The 17,219-nt window shown below is 72.5% G+C and carries 17 protein-coding genes; 8 read left to right on the forward strand and 9 right to left on the reverse strand.

Features of this window, described 5'->3' with window-relative positions; genetic code table 11:
• The first annotated feature begins 29 nt into the window (after positions 1-29).
• Positions 30-2,231 (forward strand): DEAD/DEAH box helicase, encoded by a 2,202-nt coding sequence (locus AC3A5R_RS13765; RefSeq protein ID WP_487621330.1) that lies wholly within the window; start codon positions 30-32, stop codon positions 2,229-2,231.
• A gap of 32 nt (positions 2,232-2,263) precedes the next feature.
• Here the strand turns inward: AC3A5R_RS13765 and AC3A5R_RS13770 are convergent, their stop codons facing one another.
• From AC3A5R_RS13770 to acsA, 5 genes are all read right to left on the reverse strand, one after another.
• Positions 2,264-2,578, reverse strand: coding sequence for an acyl carrier protein (locus AC3A5R_RS13770; protein ID WP_487621331.1), 315 nt, complete (start codon positions 2,576-2,578; stop codon positions 2,264-2,266).
• Between the two features lie 5 nt (positions 2,579-2,583).
• Positions 2,584-3,807 (reverse strand): dihydrolipoamide acetyltransferase family protein, encoded by a 1,224-nt coding sequence (locus AC3A5R_RS13775; RefSeq protein WP_487621332.1) that lies wholly within the window; start codon positions 3,805-3,807, stop codon positions 2,584-2,586.
• Positions 3,800-4,780 carry an alpha-ketoacid dehydrogenase subunit beta gene (locus AC3A5R_RS13780; RefSeq protein ID WP_487621423.1) on the reverse strand — a complete coding sequence of 327 codons (981 nt, stop codon included), beginning with the start codon at positions 4,778-4,780 and terminating at the stop codon, positions 3,800-3,802. The genes AC3A5R_RS13775 and AC3A5R_RS13780 overlap by 8 nt, the downstream gene beginning before the upstream one ends.
• 86 nt (positions 4,781-4,866) lie before the next feature.
• Positions 4,867-5,862, reverse strand: coding sequence for a pyruvate dehydrogenase (acetyl-transferring) E1 component subunit alpha (gene pdhA, locus AC3A5R_RS13785; protein ID WP_487621333.1), 996 nt, complete (start codon positions 5,860-5,862; stop codon positions 4,867-4,869).
• Positions 5,859-7,685 carry an acetate--CoA ligase gene (gene acsA / locus AC3A5R_RS13790; RefSeq protein ID WP_487621334.1) on the reverse strand — a complete coding sequence of 609 codons (1,827 nt, stop codon included), beginning with the start codon at positions 7,683-7,685 and terminating at the stop codon, positions 5,859-5,861. The genes pdhA and acsA overlap by 4 nt, the downstream gene beginning before the upstream one ends.
• 123 nt (positions 7,686-7,808) lie before the next feature.
• Here acsA and AC3A5R_RS13795 point away from each other — a divergent pair, with 123 nt between their 5' ends.
• Together AC3A5R_RS13795 and AC3A5R_RS13800 are read left to right on the forward strand one after the other, a co-directional pair.
• Positions 7,809-8,276, forward strand: a complete 468-nt coding sequence (locus tag AC3A5R_RS13795; RefSeq protein WP_487621335.1) for an Hsp20/alpha crystallin family protein — start codon at positions 7,809-7,811, stop codon at positions 8,274-8,276.
• Positions 8,277-8,281: 5 nt separating this feature from the next.
• The gene (locus tag AC3A5R_RS13800; RefSeq protein WP_487621336.1) at positions 8,282-9,343 is read left to right on the forward strand and encodes a zinc-binding dehydrogenase; all 1,062 of its coding nucleotides are present in this window, start codon (positions 8,282-8,284) and stop codon (positions 9,341-9,343) included.
• 34 nt (positions 9,344-9,377) lie between these two features.
• Here the strand turns inward: AC3A5R_RS13800 and AC3A5R_RS13805 are convergent, their stop codons facing one another.
• The gene (locus AC3A5R_RS13805; RefSeq protein WP_487621337.1) at positions 9,378-9,890 is read right to left on the reverse strand and encodes an N-acetyltransferase family protein; all 513 of its coding nucleotides are present in this window, start codon (positions 9,888-9,890) and stop codon (positions 9,378-9,380) included.
• A 10-nt stretch (positions 9,891-9,900) separates the two neighbouring features.
• The gene (locus tag AC3A5R_RS13810) at positions 9,901-11,955 is read right to left on the reverse strand and encodes an NAD(+) synthase (RefSeq protein ID WP_487621338.1); all 2,055 of its coding nucleotides are present in this window, start codon (positions 11,953-11,955) and stop codon (positions 9,901-9,903) included.
• A 136-nt stretch (positions 11,956-12,091) separates the two neighbouring features.
• Here AC3A5R_RS13810 and AC3A5R_RS13815 point away from each other — a divergent pair, with 136 nt between their 5' ends.
• Positions 12,092-12,523, forward strand: a complete 432-nt coding sequence (locus tag AC3A5R_RS13815; RefSeq protein ID WP_487621339.1) for a pyridoxamine 5'-phosphate oxidase family protein — start codon at positions 12,092-12,094, stop codon at positions 12,521-12,523.
• A gap of 71 nt (positions 12,524-12,594) precedes the next feature.
• Here AC3A5R_RS13815 and AC3A5R_RS13820 read toward each other — a convergent pair whose 3' ends face one another.
• Entirely contained in the window at positions 12,595-13,788 is a 1,194-nt protein-coding gene (locus AC3A5R_RS13820) for a glycine C-acetyltransferase (RefSeq protein ID WP_487621340.1), read from the reverse strand.
• Positions 13,789-13,863: 75 nt separating this feature from the next.
• On the opposite strand from AC3A5R_RS13820, the gene AC3A5R_RS13825 reads away from it, so the two are divergent.
• The gene (locus AC3A5R_RS13825; RefSeq protein ID WP_487621341.1) at positions 13,864-14,310 is read left to right on the forward strand and encodes a TIGR03668 family PPOX class F420-dependent oxidoreductase; all 447 of its coding nucleotides are present in this window, start codon (positions 13,864-13,866) and stop codon (positions 14,308-14,310) included.
• On the opposite strand, the gene AC3A5R_RS13830 is transcribed toward AC3A5R_RS13825, so the two are convergent.
• Entirely contained in the window at positions 14,295-14,852 is a 558-nt protein-coding gene (locus AC3A5R_RS13830) for a dihydrofolate reductase family protein (RefSeq protein WP_487621342.1), read from the reverse strand. The genes AC3A5R_RS13825 and AC3A5R_RS13830 overlap by 16 nt on opposite strands.
• A 162-nt stretch (positions 14,853-15,014) precedes the next feature.
• Here AC3A5R_RS13830 and AC3A5R_RS13835 point away from each other — a divergent pair, with 162 nt between their 5' ends.
• The 3 genes from AC3A5R_RS13835 to AC3A5R_RS13845 all read left to right on the forward strand — a co-directional run bounded on the left by AC3A5R_RS13835 (position 15,015) and on the right by AC3A5R_RS13845 (position 17,219).
• Complete coding sequence (locus tag AC3A5R_RS13835; RefSeq protein ID WP_487621343.1) at positions 15,015-15,398, forward strand: hypothetical protein; 384 nt, start codon at positions 15,015-15,017, stop codon at positions 15,396-15,398.
• A gap of 86 nt (positions 15,399-15,484) precedes the next feature.
• Entirely contained in the window at positions 15,485-16,222 is a 738-nt protein-coding gene (locus AC3A5R_RS13840; RefSeq protein WP_487621344.1) for a hypothetical protein, read from the forward strand.
• 172 nt (positions 16,223-16,394) lie between these two features.
• A complete protein-coding gene (locus AC3A5R_RS13845; RefSeq protein WP_487621345.1) occupies positions 16,395-17,219 on the forward strand; it encodes a caspase family protein in 825 nt (274 codons plus the stop codon).

The following is a 17,219-nucleotide window of genomic DNA, read 5'->3' on the forward strand; positions in this document are numbered from 1 at the left end:
ACGACGTCCGACGCGTCACCAGGAGGAACATGCCCACGCGCGTGCGCACCCGGGCCGGCAACGGCTCGACCTCTTCGAAGGGATCGACCGCTTCGAAGAGCTCGAACAGCTCGGGCTCCAACGGCTCCCGCCGTGACGAGCCGGCCCCGCTCATCCCCGTCCTCGCCCGACGCGTCCGCGAGGTCGAGTCGCGCGTGGCGGGCAAGGGCAAGGCGAGCCCGACGAACCGGACCAAGTTCCTCGTCGTCGCCCTCCTCATGCGCTCCGAGCGGGCCCGGGTCCGCGACGACGCGACGCTGCCGACCGGCACCCGTGCCGACCTGCTCAAGCGGCTCGACGGCATCGCCGGCATCCTCGCCCAGATCGCCGCGCGCGACACCAGCCTCATCTCCCTTCTCGACGCCGGCGTCAAGCCCGGCCCGGCCGCGCAGCAGATGCGCCGCGAGTGGCTGATCGAGTCGGGCGCCGAGGTGGCCGACGAGCCCGCCGAGCCCGCACCCGAGCCCGACCGCCCGGTCGTCCCGCCGCAGATCGCGGCCCGCCAGGTGCTGCCGCGTTCGGTGCCGGCCCGCGCCCGCGCCAACCCGTTCCTCGTGCCCGACGTCGAGGCGGCGACCCGCCGCCAGTACCTGCCGACGCGCCTGGCCGGGTGGGAGCTGCTCTCGCCGCTCTACCGCGCCTTCGAGCAGGGTGCGGGCGGCGAGGCCGCGTCGATGGACCTGCCGCCCAAGCCGCGCATCGACCGGTTCTCCCCGGCCGGCCAGCAGCTCATGGTGCACCAGTCGCAGTTCCTCCAGGCCGTGCAGGAGGGGCACCGCACCTTCCTGCTCGCCGACGAGCCGGGCCTCGGCAAGACGGCGCAGTCGGTGCTCGCCGCGTCGGTCGCGAACGCCTACCCGATGCTCGCCGTCGTGCCGAACGTCGTGAAGATCAACTGGGCCCGGGAGGTCGAGCGGTGGACGCCGCAGCGCCGGGTCACCGTCATCCACGGCGACGGCGACGACGTCGACGCCTTCGCCGACGTCTTCGTCGTCAACTACGAGATCCTCGACCGGCACTTCGGCTGGCTGTCCTCGTTCGGCTTCCGCTCGATGGTCGTCGACGAGGCGCACTTCATCAAGAACCTCTCCTCGCAGCGCTCCCAGCAGGTGCTCGCGCTCGGCGACCGGCTGCGTGCCACGACGCCGGGCGGCGACCCGCTGCTCCTCGCGCTCACCGGCACGCCGCTCATCAACGACGTCAAGGACTTCGACGCCATCTGGCGCTTCCTCGGCTGGATCAAGGACGGCAAGCCGGCCTCGCCGATCCTGCGCGAGCTCGACGGCATCGGCCTGACCCCGGCCGACCGTGGCTTCTACCCGGAGGCGCGCAAGGTCGTCATCGAGCAGGGCATCGTGCGCCGTCGCAAGGTCGACGTCGCCAAGGACCTGCCCGACAAGCGGATCGCCGACATCACCGTCGAGCTCGACGACGACCTCGGCCGCTCGATCCGCGAGGCCGAGCAGGCCCTGGGCCGACGCCTCGCGCAGCGCTACCGGGCACTGCTCGCCGAGGGCGAGGGCCACGAGTACGACGGCGAGCCCGACGAGGCGCTGCTGCGCCGGGTCGCCGCGGCCGAGCTGCGGCACGCGTCGGACGGCGGCGAGAAGGGCGAGAACGTCTTCAGCCTCGTGCGGCGCATCGGCCAGGCCAAGTCGACGCTCGCCGCCGACTACGCGGTGCAGCTGTCGCACTCGGTCGGCAAGGTCGTCTTCTTCGCCAAGCACATCGACGTCATGGACGCCGCCGAGGCCGTGTTCGCCTCGGCGGGGCTCACGACCGTGTCGGTGCGCGGCGACCAGACCGGCAAGCAGCGACAGGAGGCCATCGACGGGTTCCAGAAGGACCCCGAGGTGTCGGTGGCCGTCTGCTCGCTCACCGCGGCAGGCGTCGGGCTCAACCTGCACGCCGCCTCCAACGTCGTGCTCGCCGAGCTGTCGTGGACGGCGGCCGAGCAGCAGCAGGCCATCGACCGCGTGCACCGCATCGGCCAGGACGAGCCGGTCACCGCGTGGCGCATCCTCGCCGCCGGCACCATCGACTCGAAGATCGCCGAGCTCATCGACGCCAAGCAGGGCCTGGCCGCCCGGGCCCTCGACGGCAGCGACGAGGAGATCACGTCCGGCGACACGCTCCAGCGCGACGCTCTCGTCGCGCTGCTGCGCGAGTCGCTCACGCAGACGTGGGCCTGACGCGTCGGGCCTGACGCGTCGGGCCTGACGCGTCAGCGACCCACGGACGGCGAGCGCCGGTCGAGGTAGGCCGTCGCGGAGTCGATGGTGAGCAGCTCGCGGGCGTCGTCGTCCTCGATGCGGATGCCGGCCCGCTTGCCGAGCCGTTCGACGAGCTCGACGACGTCGAGCGAGTCCAGCTCGAAGGCGTCGCGCAGGTCGGTGCTGCCCGCCACCCCCTCGAGGCTCGCGTCGGGCACGATCTCGCGGAGCACGCTCTCGAGCATGCTGCGTGCGCTGTCGGTCGGTGCGTTGTCGGTCGGTGCGTTGTCGGTCGGTGCGTTGTCGGTCGGTGCGTTGTCGGTCATGGGCCTCAGAGCTCCTCGGGTATCTGCAGGAGGCGGTCGATCGTCCGGAGCAGCCGCGAGCCGGTCGCACCGTCCGTGGCCCGGTGGTCGCCGGCCAGCGTCACGGTGACCAGCGGGCGGACCCCGATCAGGCCGTCGACCGCCCACGGCCGGTCGAGCACCGCCCCGAAGCCGACGAGGGCCACCTGCGGTGGGTAGATGACGCCGAGGACGCTCTCGACGCCCTGTTCACCGAGGTTGGAGACCGTGATGCTCGGCGTCGCGAGGTCCGAGCCGTGCAGCCGACCGGACCGGGACCGCCGGGTCAGCTCCTTGGTCCGGGCCATCGTCTCCTCGACGCTGAGCCGGTCCGCCCCGGCGATGACCGGCACGAGCAGGCCGCCGGTGCGCAGCGAAAGGATGAGCCCGAGGTCGACGTCGGCGGCCGGGCGGAACGCGTCGTCGACCCAGTGGCCGTTGAGCTCCGGCACGGCGGCGGCCGCCCGGGCCGTCGCGGCCAGCAGCAGCGCGGCCGGCACGAGCCGCTCGGACATCTCGAGCTCGCGGTTGCGCTCCTTCATCCACCGCAGGCTGCGGGAGAGGTCCACGGTGTGGGTCAGGTGGTAGTGCGGCACCTCGCGGTTGGACCGGCTCATCAGGCGCGCGATGGCGGCCCGCATGTCGGCAGCGGCCCGGCTCTCGGGCTTGGTCTCTGGCCGGGTGGCGCCCTCTTCCTGCGGAGCCGGCCCCGCGCCGGCGGCGCGACGCACGTCCTCGACGCGGACGGCACCGCCGAAGCCGGTCCCGGTGACGGCCGCGAGGTCGACCCCCAGCTCCACGGCGACGCGTCGCGCGAGCGGTGACACCCGGACGCGGGTGCCGGGAGCAGGCACGGGCGCTCGACCGGGTGTCACCGGCTCGAGGGCCGTCGGCGCCGGTGGGGGCGCGACGGCGGGTGGGACCGCGACGGCGGGTGGGGGCGTGACGACCGGTGGGGTCGCGGCTGCCGGTGGCGTGCCGTCGCCGAGCCGCGCGAGCGCCGTCCCGACCGGTACGGTGCGCCCCTCCTCGACGAGAAGCTCCTCGACCGTCCCGGTCTCGAAGCACTCGACCTCCACGGTCGACTTCGGGGTCTCGACGACGGCGACGATGTCGCCGCGACGCACCGGGTCGCCGACCTTGACGAGCCACTCGAGCAGGATGCCCTGCTCCATGTCGGCGCCGAGCGACGGCATCCGGAACTCACCCATGAGCCCCGACCGCCCGTCTGACCGCTGCCGCGACGTCGGCGACCTGGGGCAGCGCGGCCTCCTCGAGGTGGTGGGGGTAGGGCACGGGAACCTCTGCGCCGCAGACCCGCTCTACCGGCGCATCGAGCTCGTAGAAGGCCTGCTCGGCGATGCGGGCCGAGACCTCCGCCGCGAGGCTGCCGGTGCGCCACGCCTCGTCGACGACGACCGCCCGGTGGGTGCGGGCGACCGAGCCGAGGACCGTCGCGTCGTCGAGGGGGCGCAGCACCCGCAGGTCGACGACCTCGGTCGAGATGCCCTCCGCTGCAAGGAGCTCGGCCGCGTCGAGCGCCTTGCCGAGGCCGCCGCCGTACGCGATGACGGTGGCGTCGGAGCCGGGGCGCCGGACCGCGGCCGAGGCGATGTCCACCGTCACCGGCCCGGCGGGCAGGGTGCCCGAGAGGTTGTAGAGCGAGCCGTGCTCGAAGATGACGACGGTGTCGGGGTCGGCCAGGGCCGGCGCGAGCATGCCCCGCGCGTCCTCGACCGTCGCCGGTGCCAGTACGCGGATGCCGGGGATCGAGGCGTACCAGCCCTCGAGGCTGTGCGAGTGCTGGGCGGCCAGCTGGCGCCCCGCACCCGTGGTCATCCGGATGACGAGTGGGATCGAGAGCTGGCCACCGGACATGTGCCGCAAGGTCGCCGCGTTGTTGAGGATCTGGTCGAGCGCCAGCAGGCTGAAGTTGACCGTCATGATCTCGACGATGGGGCGCAGCCCACGCAGGGCGGCCCCGATGCCGGCGCCGGTGAACGCGGCCTCCGACAGGGGCGTGTCGCGGATGCGCTCCTCGCCGAACTCCTCGAGGAGCCCGAGGCTCACGGCGAAGGACCCGCCGTACCGCCCGACGTCCTCGCCGAGCAGGAGCACCCGCGGGTCGCTCGCGAGCGCCTCGCGGTGGGCCTCCCGGAGCGCCTCCCGGTAGGTGGTCGTCACCGAGTCCGCCGTCACCGAGTCCGCCGTCTCCGGGGACGCCGGTGACACCGCAGGCGGCCGGCTCGCCGTGGCGGCGGTGCGCCGGCTCATGGCGCGCCCACCGGTTCGGTCGTGACGTACCTGGCCAGGTCCTCGACCGGTTCGAGCGGCGCGGCCTCCGCCGACTCGACGGCCGCCGCGATCTCCGCGTCGACCTCGGCCTCGGCCCGCGCCTGCCACTGCTCCACCTCGGCGGCGGTCAGGAGGCCGTCCGAGACGAGCCGGCCCGCGAGCGCCGGGATCGGGTCGCGCCGGCGCCACTGGTCGATCTCGGCCTTGGCGCGGTAGCGGTCGGGGTCGTACATCGAGTGGGCCCGGAACCGGTACGTGCGCAGCTCGAGGAAGCAAGGCCGGCCGCTGTCGCGGACGTAGGCCAGGGCCCGTTCGCTCGCCTCCCGCACGGCGAGGACGTCCATCCCGTCCACCGCCCACGACACCATGCCGTAGCCGGCTGCGCGCAGGGCGAGGTCGGTGGCGGCGTGCTCGCGGGCCAGCGCGGTACCCATGGCGTAGCGGTTGTTCTCGCAGGCGAAGAGGACGGGCAGGTGCCAGAGGGCGGCGAGGTTGGCGCTCTCGTGGAACTCGCCCTCGGCGAAGGCCCCGTCGCCGAAGAGGCAGGCCGTGACCGCGCGGTCGCCCGTCAGGTGGTCGGCGAGGGCGAGACCGACGGCGAGGGGCAGCCCTCCCGCGACGATCGCGTTGCCGCCGAAGAACCGTCGTGACGCGTCGAAGAGGTGCATCGAGCCCCCGCGGCCGCCGCTGCACCCCGTCACGCGTCCGAACATCTCGGCCATGACCGACTCCATCGGCACACCGCGCGCCAGCGCGTGGCCGTGCTCGCGGTAGGTCGACACGACGGCGTCCGCCTCCGAGAGCGCGCCGACGACGCCGACGGCCACGGCCTCCTCGCCGATGCACAGGTGCAGGAAGCCGCGGATCCTCGTGGCGCTGTAGAGCTCGGCGCACTTCTCCTCGAACCGCCGGATCCGGATCATCTGCCGGAGCAGCCCGGTCCGGTGGTCGAGGCGCGCGTCGGGGGTCATGACGGCGTCTCCACGGTCGACAGGTCGCCCTCGGGGAGGCCGAGCTCGCGCGCCCGCAGGAGGCGCCGCATCACCTTGCCGCTGCGGGTGTGGGGCAGCGCCGGGTCGAAGGCGATCTCGCGCGGGGCGACGGACCCGAGGCGGTGGCGCCCGAAGGCGATGAGCTCGCGGGCGAGGGCCGGCGTCGGCTCGTGCCCGACCTTGAGGGTGACGAACGCCTTGACGACCTCGCCGGCGAGCGGGTCCGGCTTGCCGATGACGCCGACCTCGGCGACGGCCGGGTGCTCCATGAGCGCGCTCTCGACCTCGAAGGGACCGATGAGGTGGCCCGCCGACTTGATGACGTCGTCGGCGCGTCCGACGAACCACACGTAGCCGTCGGCGTCCGTCCGGGCCAGGTCGCCGCTGAGGTACCACCCGTCGGCGAACGCACGGGCGTAGCGGTCGGGGTCGTCGAGATAGGCCCGGAACATCGAGGGCCAGCCGCGACGCAGGGCCAGCTCGCCGACCTCACCCGGGCCGAGCACCCGGACCCGACCGTCGACGACCTCCGCCCGGCCGTCCGGGCCCTGCCGCAGGACCGCCAGATCGACGCCGGGGACCGGACGCCCCATGGAGCCCGGGCGCACCGGCATCCCGGGGAAGTTGCTGACCATGATGGCGCCGGTCTCGGTCTGCCACCACGTGTCGTGGATCGGCAGGCCGAAGGCCTCCATCCCCCACAGGACGGCCTCGGGGTTGAGTGGCTCGCCGACGCTGACGACGTGGCGCAGCGCCGCGAAGTGGTGCTCGCGGGCGAGCCCGACGCCGGCGCGCATGAGCATGCGGAGTGCGGTCGGGGCGGTGTAGAAGACGCTGACGTCCTCGTCCTGCAGGATCCGGTACCAGCGCCTCGCGTCGAAGTCGGCGGCGTCGGTGACCACCGTGACCCCGCAGCTGAGCGGGCCGAGGATGCCGTAGGAGGTGCCGGTGACCCACCCGGGGTCGGCGGTGCACCAGTAGGTGTCGCCGGGCCGCAGGTCGAGCACGTACTCGGAGGTGACGTGGTGGGCCAGGACCGCCTCGTGCACGTGCACCGCGCCCTTCGGCGTGCCGGTGGTGCCGCTCGTGAAGTGCAGCAGGGCCGGGTCCTCGGGGCGGGTCGGTGCGACGGTGAAGGTCGCCGCGTCGTCGCGCGCGGCGGCGACCGCTTCCGCCCACGTGATCGTCCCCTCGGGCACGGCGCCGGGGCCGGCTCCGTCACCGACCCCGGCGCCGGCGTCGGTGACGACGACGTGCCGCAGGTCGGGCAGCGACGCGCGCTGCGGGGCGACCTTGCGCGTGTAGGAGAGCGCGTCGGTGACGAGGACCCGGATGTGACCCAGGCGAAGCCGTTCGACGACGGGAACCGGACCGAACGCGGGAAAGAGCGGGCAGTAGACGCCGCCGGCCTTGAGCGTCCCGAGGACCGTGAGGTAGAGCTCGGGCGAGCGGGGCAGCAGCGTGCAGACACCGTCGCCGAGCCCGATGCCCAGGCGGCGCAGCGAGACGGCGACGACCGAGCTGCGTTCGCTCAGCTCGGCGTAGGTCAGCTCGGTCGCCGGGCCGCCGCGGTCGAGGAAGCGGAGGGCGACGCGGCCGGCGAGGGGGCCGGCCGCGTGCCGGTCCACCGCCTCGCTCGCCATGTTGAGGTGGCCCGAGCCGTCACCGCGGAGCCAGGCCCGCGCCTGCTCCCAGTCGAAGGTGTGTCGCCGGGCGTCGTAGTCGCCGACGAGCGGCTCCAGGGTCGGCACGTGCTCGATCGGGCGCCCTCGCGCCTCGCCCTGCACCGCCGGCTCGGCCATGAGATCACCGTCGCGGCCCCGCGTCTTCACGGGTAGGGACCAACGGTCCTGTTTCAGTCCGGCTCGGCGGCATCCACTGGTTGGGGAGCCGCAGACCCGTTGCGGCGGTCTTGAGGAGGAATGATGAGCACGAACTCGGGCGCCAAGGCCCCGGAGCGCCGTCCGACGCAGACGCGTGGAGACCTGCTGCCGTGGAGCGAGCTCGGGCCGTGGGCCGGTCGCATGCAGGACCTCATCGAGCAGATGTGGTCACCGGCACTGGGCGGCAGCGACTTCTCGCCCGGCGGCGAGCTGCGCGAGACGGACGACGCCTTCACCCTGGAGCTCGACCTGCCCGGCGTCGACAAGAAGGACGTCACGATCGAGTTCTCCGGCCGCCGGCTCAGCGTGCGCGGCACGAAGTCCACCGAGACGGAGGGCAAGGGGACGCTGCGGCACACGACGCGGACCTCCGGCAGCTTCGTCTACGAGGCGATCCTGCCCGTACCGGTCGACGACAAGGCCGTCACCGCGACGCTGTCCGACGGCGTCCTGCTCGTGACGATGCCCAAGGCGGGCGAGGCCAAGACCACCCACATCGAGATCAGCTGATCACCGTGGCCACCGACGCAGGCACCATGCGCGCCATCGTCTACCACGGTCCGGGCCGGAAGGCCTGGGAGGAGGTGCCGAAGCCGACCCTCCGCGAGGACTCCGACGCCGTGGTCAAGGTCGACACCGTCACCATCTGCGGCACCGACCTGCACATCCTCAAGGGTGACGTCGCCGCCGTCACCGACGGGCGGATCCTCGGCCACGAGGCGGTCGGCACCGTGGAGCAGGTCGGGTCGGGCGTCAAGAACGTCCGCCCCGGCGACCGCGTGCTCGTCTCCTGCATCACCGCGTGCGGGTCGTGCCGCTACTGCCGTGACGGCAGCTACGGCCAGTGCGTCGGCGGTGGCGGCTGGATCCTCGGCCACAAGATCGACGGCACCCAGGCGGAGTACGTCCGGGTGCCCTTCGCGGACACCTCGACCTACGCCGTCCCCGACGGCGTGACTGACGAGGAGGTGCTCATGCTCGCCGACATCGGGCCCACGGGCTACGAGGTCGGTGTGCTGAACGGCCGGGTCTCACCCGGTGACGTCGTAGCGGTGGTGGGCGCCGGCCCGGTCGGCCTCTCCGCCATCATGGGTGCCAAGCTCTTCAGTCCTTCCCATGTCGTGGCCATCGACCTGGCCGATGCGCGACTCGATGCGGCCAAGCAGTTCGGGGCCGACATCACCGTCAACCCTGCTCGTGAGGACGCGGTCGAGGTGCTGCGCGGCCTGACGGGCGGCCTCGGCGCCGACGTGGCCGTCGAGGCCGTGGGCGTGGCGGCGACCTTCGAGCAGTGCGCTGCCCTCGTGCGACCGGGCGGCCGGGTGGCGAACGTCGGCGTGCACGGCGGCCCGGCCACGCTGCACCTGGAGGAGCTCTGGATCAAGAACGTCACCATCACCACCGGGCTCGTCGACACGTACTCGACGCCGACGCTGCTCAAGCTGCTCTCGACGCGTCAGGTCGACCTGGCGAGGTTCGTGACCCATCGCTTCGCGATGGGTGAGTTCCTCGACGCGTACGACACCTTCGCCCGCGCGGCCGACACCGGCGCCCTGAAGGTCGCCATCTCCGGCTGAGCAGGCTGAGCAAGCCGGCGGAGGCGGTGGGCCCTCAGAGGTCGACGTGCATGACGTGCGCGCCGACGCGCGTCCCGTCGGGCATCTCGTGGGCGCGGGGCACCGTGCCGATGATGGTGAAGCCGAGGCTCTCGTAGAGGCTGACCGCGCCGCGGTTCGTCTCCACGACGGCGTTGAACTGCATCGCGGCGAAGCCGGCCTCGCGCGCCCACGCGAGCGAGTCCTCGACGAGGGCCCGCCCGACGCCACGCCCGCGGGCCGCGTCGGTCACCATGTAGCTCGCCGTCGCCACGTGCGAGCCGGGCCCGGGCCGGTTGCGGCCCATCTTCGCCGTGCCGAGCAGCTCGTCACCCGCGACGGCCACGGTGGCCCGCCCGCCCGGGCCGTTGTCGAGCCAGATCGTGCGGGCCGTGGCCTCGTCGAGGTCGACCGGGTAGGGAAAGGTGTCGCCGGCGCGGACCACCTGCTCGACGACGGCCCAGACGGCGGGCCAGTCGGCATCGGTGTACTCGCGGACGATCACGGCGGCTCGGGAACGCTCGGTCACGGGCACAGCCTCACGCGTCGGGCACGTTGGCGTCGAGCTCGTCCAGCCACGCCGCGCCCGAGGCGTCGGACGGCATCCGCCAGTCGCCGCGCGGGGACAGCGAGCCGCCGGCGAGGACCTTCGGGCCGTTCGGCAGCGCCGAGCGCTTGAACTGGTTGGCGAAGTACCGGGTCACGAACACCTCGAGCCAGCGGCGGATCGTCGACAGGTCGTAGGCGACGCGGTCGGCGTCGGGGAAGCCGGGCGGCCACTCGCCGGCCTCGGGGTCGTGCCACGCGTTCCAGGCGAGGTAGGCGATCTTCGAGGGCCGGTAGCCGCGGCGCAGCACGTGGAAGAGCGTGAAGTCCTGCAGCGAGTAGGGACCGATCTTCGCCTGGGTGCTCTGCGGCGCCTCGCCCTCCCTCGCCGGCACGAGCTCGGGGCTGATCTCGGTGTCGAGGATCGACAGGAGCGTCTCGTCGACGTGGTCCTCGAACTGGCCCGACGACACGACCCACCGCACGAGGTGCTGGATGAGGGTCTTGGGCACGCCGGTGTTGACGGCGTAGTGGCTCATCTGGTCGCCGACGCCGTACGTGCACCAGCCGAGGGCCAGCTCGGACAGGTCGCCGGTGCCGAGGACGATGCCGCCGCGCTGGTTGGCGATGCGGAAGAGGAAGTCGGTGCGCAGGCCGGCCTGGACGTTCTCGAAGGTGACGTCGTAGACCTCCTCGCCGCGCCCGAACGGGTGGCCCATGGTGTCGAGCATCTGCGTGGCGGCCGGGCGGATGTCGAGCTCCTCCCACGTGACGTCGAGCGCCTCCATGAGGGCGACGGCGTTGCGCTTGGTGTGCTCGCTCGTGGCGAAGCCGGGCATCGTGAAGGCGAGGATGTCGCTGCGCGGCCGGTCGAGGCGGTCCATCGCCTTGGCGGCGACGATGAGGGCGTGGGTCGAGTCGAGGCCGCCGCTGACGCCGATGACGACCTTGGGCCGCCAGCCGTCCGTCGACATCGCGCGCAGTCGCTGCTCGAGGCCGGACACCTGGATGTTGTAGGCCTCGTAGCAGTCGAGGGCGAGGCGTTCGGGGTCGTCGGGGACGAACGGGAACCGGTCGACCTTGCGGAGCAGGCCGAGGTCGCCGGTCGGGGGCGCGAGCTCGACCTCGACGGTGCGGAACTGGCCGGTGCGGGCGGCGTGGGTGCGGCGGTTGTCGTCGAACGTGCCCTGGCGCTGGCGCTCCTGCCGCAGCAGGTCGAGGTCGATGTCGGCGACGGACCGGCGCGGCCCCTCGGGGAACCGGTCTGACTCGGCGAGCAGGGCGCCGTTCTCGTAGACGAGCGTCTGGCCGTCCCACGACAGGTCGGTCGACGACTCGCCCTCACCGGCCGCGGCGTAGAGGTAGGCGGCGAGGCAGCGGGCGGATGCGCTGCGGCACAAGAGCTTCCGGTCGTCCGCGCGTGACACGGTGATGGGAGAGCCGGAGATGTTGGCGAGCACCGTGGCCCCCGCGAGCGCCGCCTCGTGGCTCGGCGGGATGGGCACCCACATGTCCTCGCACACCTCGACGTGCACGACGAGGCCGGGCACGTCGGTGGCGCGGAACAGCAGGTCGGGGCCGAAGGGGACTCGGTCACCGGCCACCTCGATGGTGCCGCCGCGCTGGTCGTCGCCGGCGCCGAAGTGGCGCCGTTCGTAGAACTCGCGGTAGTTCGGCAGGTACGACTTCGGGGCGACGCCGATGACGCGTCCGGCGTGGATGACGACGGCGCAGTTGTAGAGGCGGCCGTCACGATCGAGCGGTGCGCCGACGACGACGAGCGGGCGCAGGTCGGCCGTGGCCTCGGCGATGCGCGCGATGGCGTCGTCGACGGCGTCGAGGAGGGGGTCCTGCAGCAGGAGGTCGTCGATGGCGTAGCCGGACAGGCACAGCTCGGGGAACACCGCGAGCGCCACGCCCTCGTCGTGCAGGTCGCGCACCTGCTCGAGGACGGCGTCGGCGTTGCGGGCGGGGTCGGCGACGGTGATCGGGAGGGTGCAGGCGGCCACGCGCGCGAAGCCCTGGGCGTACGCACTCCAGAAGTCCATGGCCACAGTCAATCGCACCGCGGCTGTGACGCGAGCCTCGCCACGATGCGGGTCCGTCGGCCACAGTCCTTACTACAATCAGTAGTAGTCCGAGGCGGGACCCGACCGACCCGGGAACCCGAGAGAGGTGACGACGATGAACACGCCCGACAGCCCCGTGCACGAGCTGCACCCCGAGGAGAGCTGGGACTTCCTCCACGGCCGTGAGTTCGGCCGCCTCGCCTACCACCTCGCCGACGAGGTCCACCTCGTCCCCATCAACTACGCCGTCGTCGACCACCGGCTCCTGTTCCTCACGGCCGAGGGCAGCAAGCTGCTCGGCGTCGCGATGAACTGCGACGTCGCCTTCGAGGTCGACGAGCTCGAGGGTGAGCACGCGACGAGCGTCATCTGCCGCGGCCGCGCCCACGAGCTGACCGGCGACACGACGTGGGCCACCGAGTCGCTGCCCCTGCGCCCGTGGGTGAACACCCCGAAGACGGTCGTCGTCGAGATCGTCGTCGACGAGATCACCGGCCGCCGCTTCGACCTGCACCGCCCCTGGCTGCACGCCCGCGTCGACGTCTGAGCGACGGCGTCCGGCCACGGACGCGCACTTCCTCCAGGAGTGCGTCGCGGGACGGGTCATCGACGCGGGGGTCAGCCGACGGCGTCGCGGCCCTTGACGAAGGCGTCGACGCAGGCGCGGACGTCGTCCTCGGAGTGCGCGGCAGAGAGCTGGACGCGGATGCGCGCCTTGCCCTTGGGCACGACCGGGTAGGAGAACGCGATGACGTAGACGCCGTTGCCGAGCATGTGGTCGGCGACCTGCGCGGCGCGGCGGGCGCCGTCCTCGCCCGGGAACATGACCGGGCGGATCGGGTGCGTGCCGGGCAGCAGCTCGAAGCCGGCCTCGGTCATGAGCGAGTGGAACAGGTCGGTGTTGCGGCGCAGCTGCTCGCGCTTCTCGGCCGAGCTCGCGACGAGCTCGATGGCGGCCTTCGAGCCGGCCGCGACGGCCGGCGCGACGGAGTTGGAGAACAGGTACGGGCGCGAGCGCTGGCGCAGCAGGTCGACGACCTCGCGGTGGCTGGCCACGTAGCCGCCGGACGCGCCGCCGAGGGCCTTGCCGAGCGTGCCGGTGATGATGTCGACGCGGTCCTGGACGCCGAACAGCTCGGGCGTGCCGCGGCCGCCGTCGCCGACGAAGCCGACGGCGTGCGAGTCGTCGACGAACACGAGAGCGCCGAACTCGTCTGCGAGGTCGCAGATCTCGTCGAGCGGGGCGTACGAGCCGTCCATCGAGAAGACGCCGTCGGTGACGACGACCTTGCGCTTGGCGCCGGCCGCGACGGCGGCCTCGAGCTGGGCCCGCAGGTCGGTCATGTCGGCGTTCTTGTAGCGGTAGCGCATCGCCTTGGACAGGCGCACACCGTCGATGATCGAGGCGTGGTTGAGCTCGTCGCTGATGATGGCGTCCTCGGCGCCGAAGAGCACCTCGAATACGCCGCCGTTCGCGTCGAAGCACGAGGAGTAGAGGATCGTGGCCTCGGTGCCGAGGAACTCGCTGATGGTGCGCTCGAGGTCGGTGTGCAGCGTCTGCGTGCCGCAGATGAAGCGGACCGACGCCATGCCGAAGCCCCAGTCGTCGAGCGCGGCCTTGGCGGCGGCGACGATCGCGGGGTCGTCGGCCAGGCCGAGGTAGTTGTTGGCGCAGAAGTTGAGCGCCTCGGCCTTGAGGGTGGTGACGTGGGCCGACTGGGGTGAGGTCAGCTCGCGTTCGTTCTTGTAGAGGCCGGCGTCCTCGATCTCCTGCAGGGTCGCTGCGATCTCGTCCTTGACCGATCCGTACATGGTCGTCCTTCGCGCGTGGTCGGGCGTGTGGCGTCCCCCAGCGTATTGCCGCGCGGGCGGACTAGCGTGGGCCGGGTGGACGCGGACGAGGCGAGGGCGCGCTTCGCCGCCGCGCGGGTCGCCCGGCTCGCGACGGTCACGCCCGACGGGTCGCCGCACCTCGTGCCGGTCGTCTTCGCCGTCGTCGGCGACGTCGTGTGGTCGGCGGTCGACGACAAGCCCAAGTCGACGCGGGCCCTGCGCCGCCTGGCCAACATCGCCGCGCACCCCCGCGTCAGCCTCCTCGTCGACCACTACGAGGACGACTGGACGCAGCTGTGGTGGGTCCGCGCCGACGGCACCGCCCGCGTCCTCGACGCCACCGACGCCACCGACGTTGCGACGCGTGCCGGCCGGGACGCCCTGGTGGCCCGCTACCCCCAGTACGCCGAACGCCCGCCCGCGGGTCCGTTCGTCGCCGTCGGCGTCGACGCGTGGCGCGGCTGGTCGGCCGGCCGACCCGGGCGTCAGAGCACGTCGTAGCGGGCGTACGTCGTGCCGTTGGCAAACGTGCGGGAGTCGCACAGGCGCAGCTGCATCCGCACGTCGGTCGGCAGGATCGGCGTGCCTCCCCCGACGACGTGCGGCACCCGGAACACGGTGACCTCGTCGACGACGCCGGCCCGCAGGGCCTGGGCCGCGAGCGACGGGCCGCCGATGCTGACGTCGTGCGGCTGCTCCTGCACCCAGGCCTTGGCCGCCTCGGGGTCGAAGAACCGCTCGAGGCGCGTGCGAGGAGCGGAGACCGCGTCGAGCGTCGTCGAGTACACGACCTTGTCGCTCGCCTGCCACACGCGGGCGTAGTCGTCGGCGACCGACCCCTCGGGGTCCTCCGTCGGCGCGGTGTCCCAGTACCGCATCACCTCGTAGAGCCGCCGACCGCACAGGTGGGTGCCGACGCCGCGCTCGAGGTCGTTGACGAAGCCGTGCACCTCGGCGTCGGGGGCGGCCCACTCGAAGCTCCCCGACGCGTCGGCCACGTAGCCGTCGAGGGAGCAGATGGTCGTGTAGACGAGGCGTCCCATGTGTCGACAATGTCACGCCGGCATGCTCAGCGGGCCCGGCAGAGACCGCCCTGACGTCCGCTCGAGTCGGTGCGAAGCTCTTTGCGCCACTACAGTGGCGGGGTTTGCGCGGCCCACGAGGCCCGCCGGACCAGCCCTCCCACCAGGACGCCAGGACCTCCCGTGCATCGACGACTCGCCCTCAGCTGCGCCACCGCGGCCACCGTTCTCGCCCTCACCGCCTGCGGCGACGGCGGCCCGAGCGCGACGAAGGAGGTCGCGGGCGCGCACCCGGCGTGGATCACGGTGGCCCAGGTCGTCTGCCCGCCCGACTCCGACGCCAGGGGATCGGTCGACGACCACAAGGTGACGTGCACCGGTCCCAAGGGCCAGCAGGTCGAGGCGTCCTTCTACGACAAGGCCGTCGACCTCGACCGCACCGTCAGCACCTTCCAGTGCAAGACCGGCGTCAAGTCGATCTCGGGCGACGACTGGCTCGTGCCCCTGGTGCCCGACGACGCCACGGCCGGCAAGCTCCTCGACGCCGGCGGCATCAACCTCTGCTGAGCTGAACAGCCCAAAACGGTCACACCCCTGAGCCCGGCCGTGCAGACTCGCGCTGTCCGCACCACCGACGACAAACAGGGGTTCACATGAAGGTTCTGCGTTCGCTCCGTCCTGCCCGGCCGCGCCGGTTCCGTCGCCTGACCGGCACGACCGTGCTCGCTTCGCTCGTGGCCGCGACCTCGCTCGCGGTGGCCGCGCCGCAGGCGGACGCGCTCGTCTGCAAGTACAACCAGAAGGTCCGTGTCTCGGCCTCCGTGCGCGAGTACCGCTATGCGGAGCAGTACAGCGGTGGGGGAATGCCGCGGAGGACGGGTGAGAAGAACTACTACTGGGACGGCGGCCACACCGACCTCGTCGTCACCACGTGCCTGTCCAACGGGGTGTGGGTCCCGATGTCGCCGTTCAACGAGACGCCCTACTTCAACGGCCTCACCCGGAACGGGACGACGATCGGCCTCGCGTCGGGTTACGTCCGCGGCTTCGCGACGCTGGCCCAGAAGCTGACCCGGGGCACCCTGACCGTGGGCACGACGGTGTGCCACCGTCCCGAGCTGTTCACGGGCCTCAAGGAGGTCCTCGGCCTCCCCCTGCCGGCGAAGGTGTACGTCGCGGTCGGAGCCTGGCTGGGCAGCAAGCTCGTTCCCGACGACCGGACGGACTGCAACCTCGTCTACTCCGTCGGCGTCCCGGTGACCTACCCGAGCGGCTACTTCACGCCGCGCGTCACGACCGGCAGCGGGGCCATCTACCGGTCCTCCTCGAGCCAGGGTGACATCAAGCTCGTCAACGAGTGGTGGATCACGTACACCATCAAGCGCGTCTGACGGCGCGGACCTCACGGCACCGCCCGGCCCGGCACACCTTCGGGCCGGGCGGTGCCGTCTGCCCGAGTGAGCACCCAAGACGCCCGAACCGGGTGTATCACCGCCTGCGCAGGAGGACTCTGGGAGGTGGGGCCCCCACCCTGCCCCGTGCGCTCGGCGGAAGGAGCTCCTCATGGCCCGGCGCGCCCTGCTCATCGGCATCAACCAGTACGCGATCCCGGGGGCCGACCTCCGCGGCTGCGTCAACGACGTCGAGCTCGCCGCCGGCGTCCTGCGCGACCTCTACGGCTTCCCCGACGCCGCCGTCACGCTCCTCACCGACGCGGCGGCCACCAAGGCGGCGATGCAGGAGGCGATCTCCGGCCTCGTCGACGGCGCCGCCCCGGGCGACGTCCTCTACCTGCACTACTCCGGTCACGGCTCGAACGTGCCCGACACCAACGGCGACGAGGCCGACGGCCGCGACGAGATCCTCTGCCCGCACGACCTCGACTGGGACGACCCGCTCACCGACGACTGGCTGCGCACCACCTTCGACCGCCTCGACCCGGCCGCGAGCCTCACCGTCGTCATGGACTGCTGCCACTCCGGCACCAACACCCGCGAGCCGCTCCCGCCGCCGGGCATGCCGCAGCCGGAGGTGGTCGACCGGTTCCTGCCCAACCCGGACGACGAGGACCGCGGCGGCGCCCACACCGGCACCCCGCGTCGGGCCGGCCGGCGCCGGGACGGAGACGTGCACGACGTCGACATCATCGAGACCCTCGTCAGCGGCTGCCGCGACACGCAGACCTCGGCCGACGCACACATCGACGGCTCGTACAACGGCGCCTTGACGTACTACCTCGTCAAGGCGATGCGCGAGGACCCGACCGCGTCCTACCGCGACGTGCACCGCCGCACCCTGGTCGGGCTGCGCGGCGCCTACCCGCAGGTGCCGCAGCTCGAGGGCCGCGGCGTCCGCCTCGACGCCCCGTTCCTGTCGCCCGCGGGGTGA

Source organism: Intrasporangium sp. Soil_C_50 (assembly GCF_057656595.1).

Bases quoted from the DNA above. Each gene is read 5' to 3' on its own strand.
- AC3A5R_RS13810 (WP_487621338.1), bottom strand. From the start codon at position 11,955: ATGGACTTCTGGAGTGCGTACGCCCAGGGCTTCGCGCGCGTGGCCGCC.
- AC3A5R_RS13765 (WP_487621330.1), top strand. From the start codon at position 30: ATGCCCACGCGCGTGCGCACCCGGGCCGGCAACGGCTCGACCTCTTCG.
- AC3A5R_RS13820 (WP_487621340.1), bottom strand. From the start codon at position 13,788: ATGTACGGATCGGTCAAGGACGAGATCGCAGCGACCCTGCAGGAGATC.
- AC3A5R_RS13775 (WP_487621332.1), bottom strand. From the start codon at position 3,807: ATGGGTGAGTTCCGGATGCCGTCGCTCGGCGCCGACATGGAGCAGGGC.
- AC3A5R_RS13795 (WP_487621335.1), top strand. From the start codon at position 7,809: ATGAGCACGAACTCGGGCGCCAAGGCCCCGGAGCGCCGTCCGACGCAG.
- pdhA (WP_487621333.1), bottom strand. From the start codon at position 5,862: ATGACCCCCGACGCGCGCCTCGACCACCGGACCGGGCTGCTCCGGCAG.
- AC3A5R_RS13830 (WP_487621342.1), bottom strand. From the start codon at position 14,852: ATGGGACGCCTCGTCTACACGACCATCTGCTCCCTCGACGGCTACGTG.
- AC3A5R_RS13770 (WP_487621331.1), bottom strand. From the start codon at position 2,578: ATGACCGACAACGCACCGACCGACAACGCACCGACCGACAACGCACCG.
- acsA (WP_487621334.1), bottom strand. From the start codon at position 7,685: ATGGCCGAGCCGGCGGTGCAGGGCGAGGCGCGAGGGCGCCCGATCGAG.
- AC3A5R_RS13815 (WP_487621339.1), top strand. From the start codon at position 12,092: ATGAACACGCCCGACAGCCCCGTGCACGAGCTGCACCCCGAGGAGAGC.
- AC3A5R_RS13845 (WP_487621345.1), top strand. From the start codon at position 16,395: ATGGCCCGGCGCGCCCTGCTCATCGGCATCAACCAGTACGCGATCCCG.
- AC3A5R_RS13840 (WP_487621344.1), top strand. From the start codon at position 15,485: ATGAAGGTTCTGCGTTCGCTCCGTCCTGCCCGGCCGCGCCGGTTCCGT.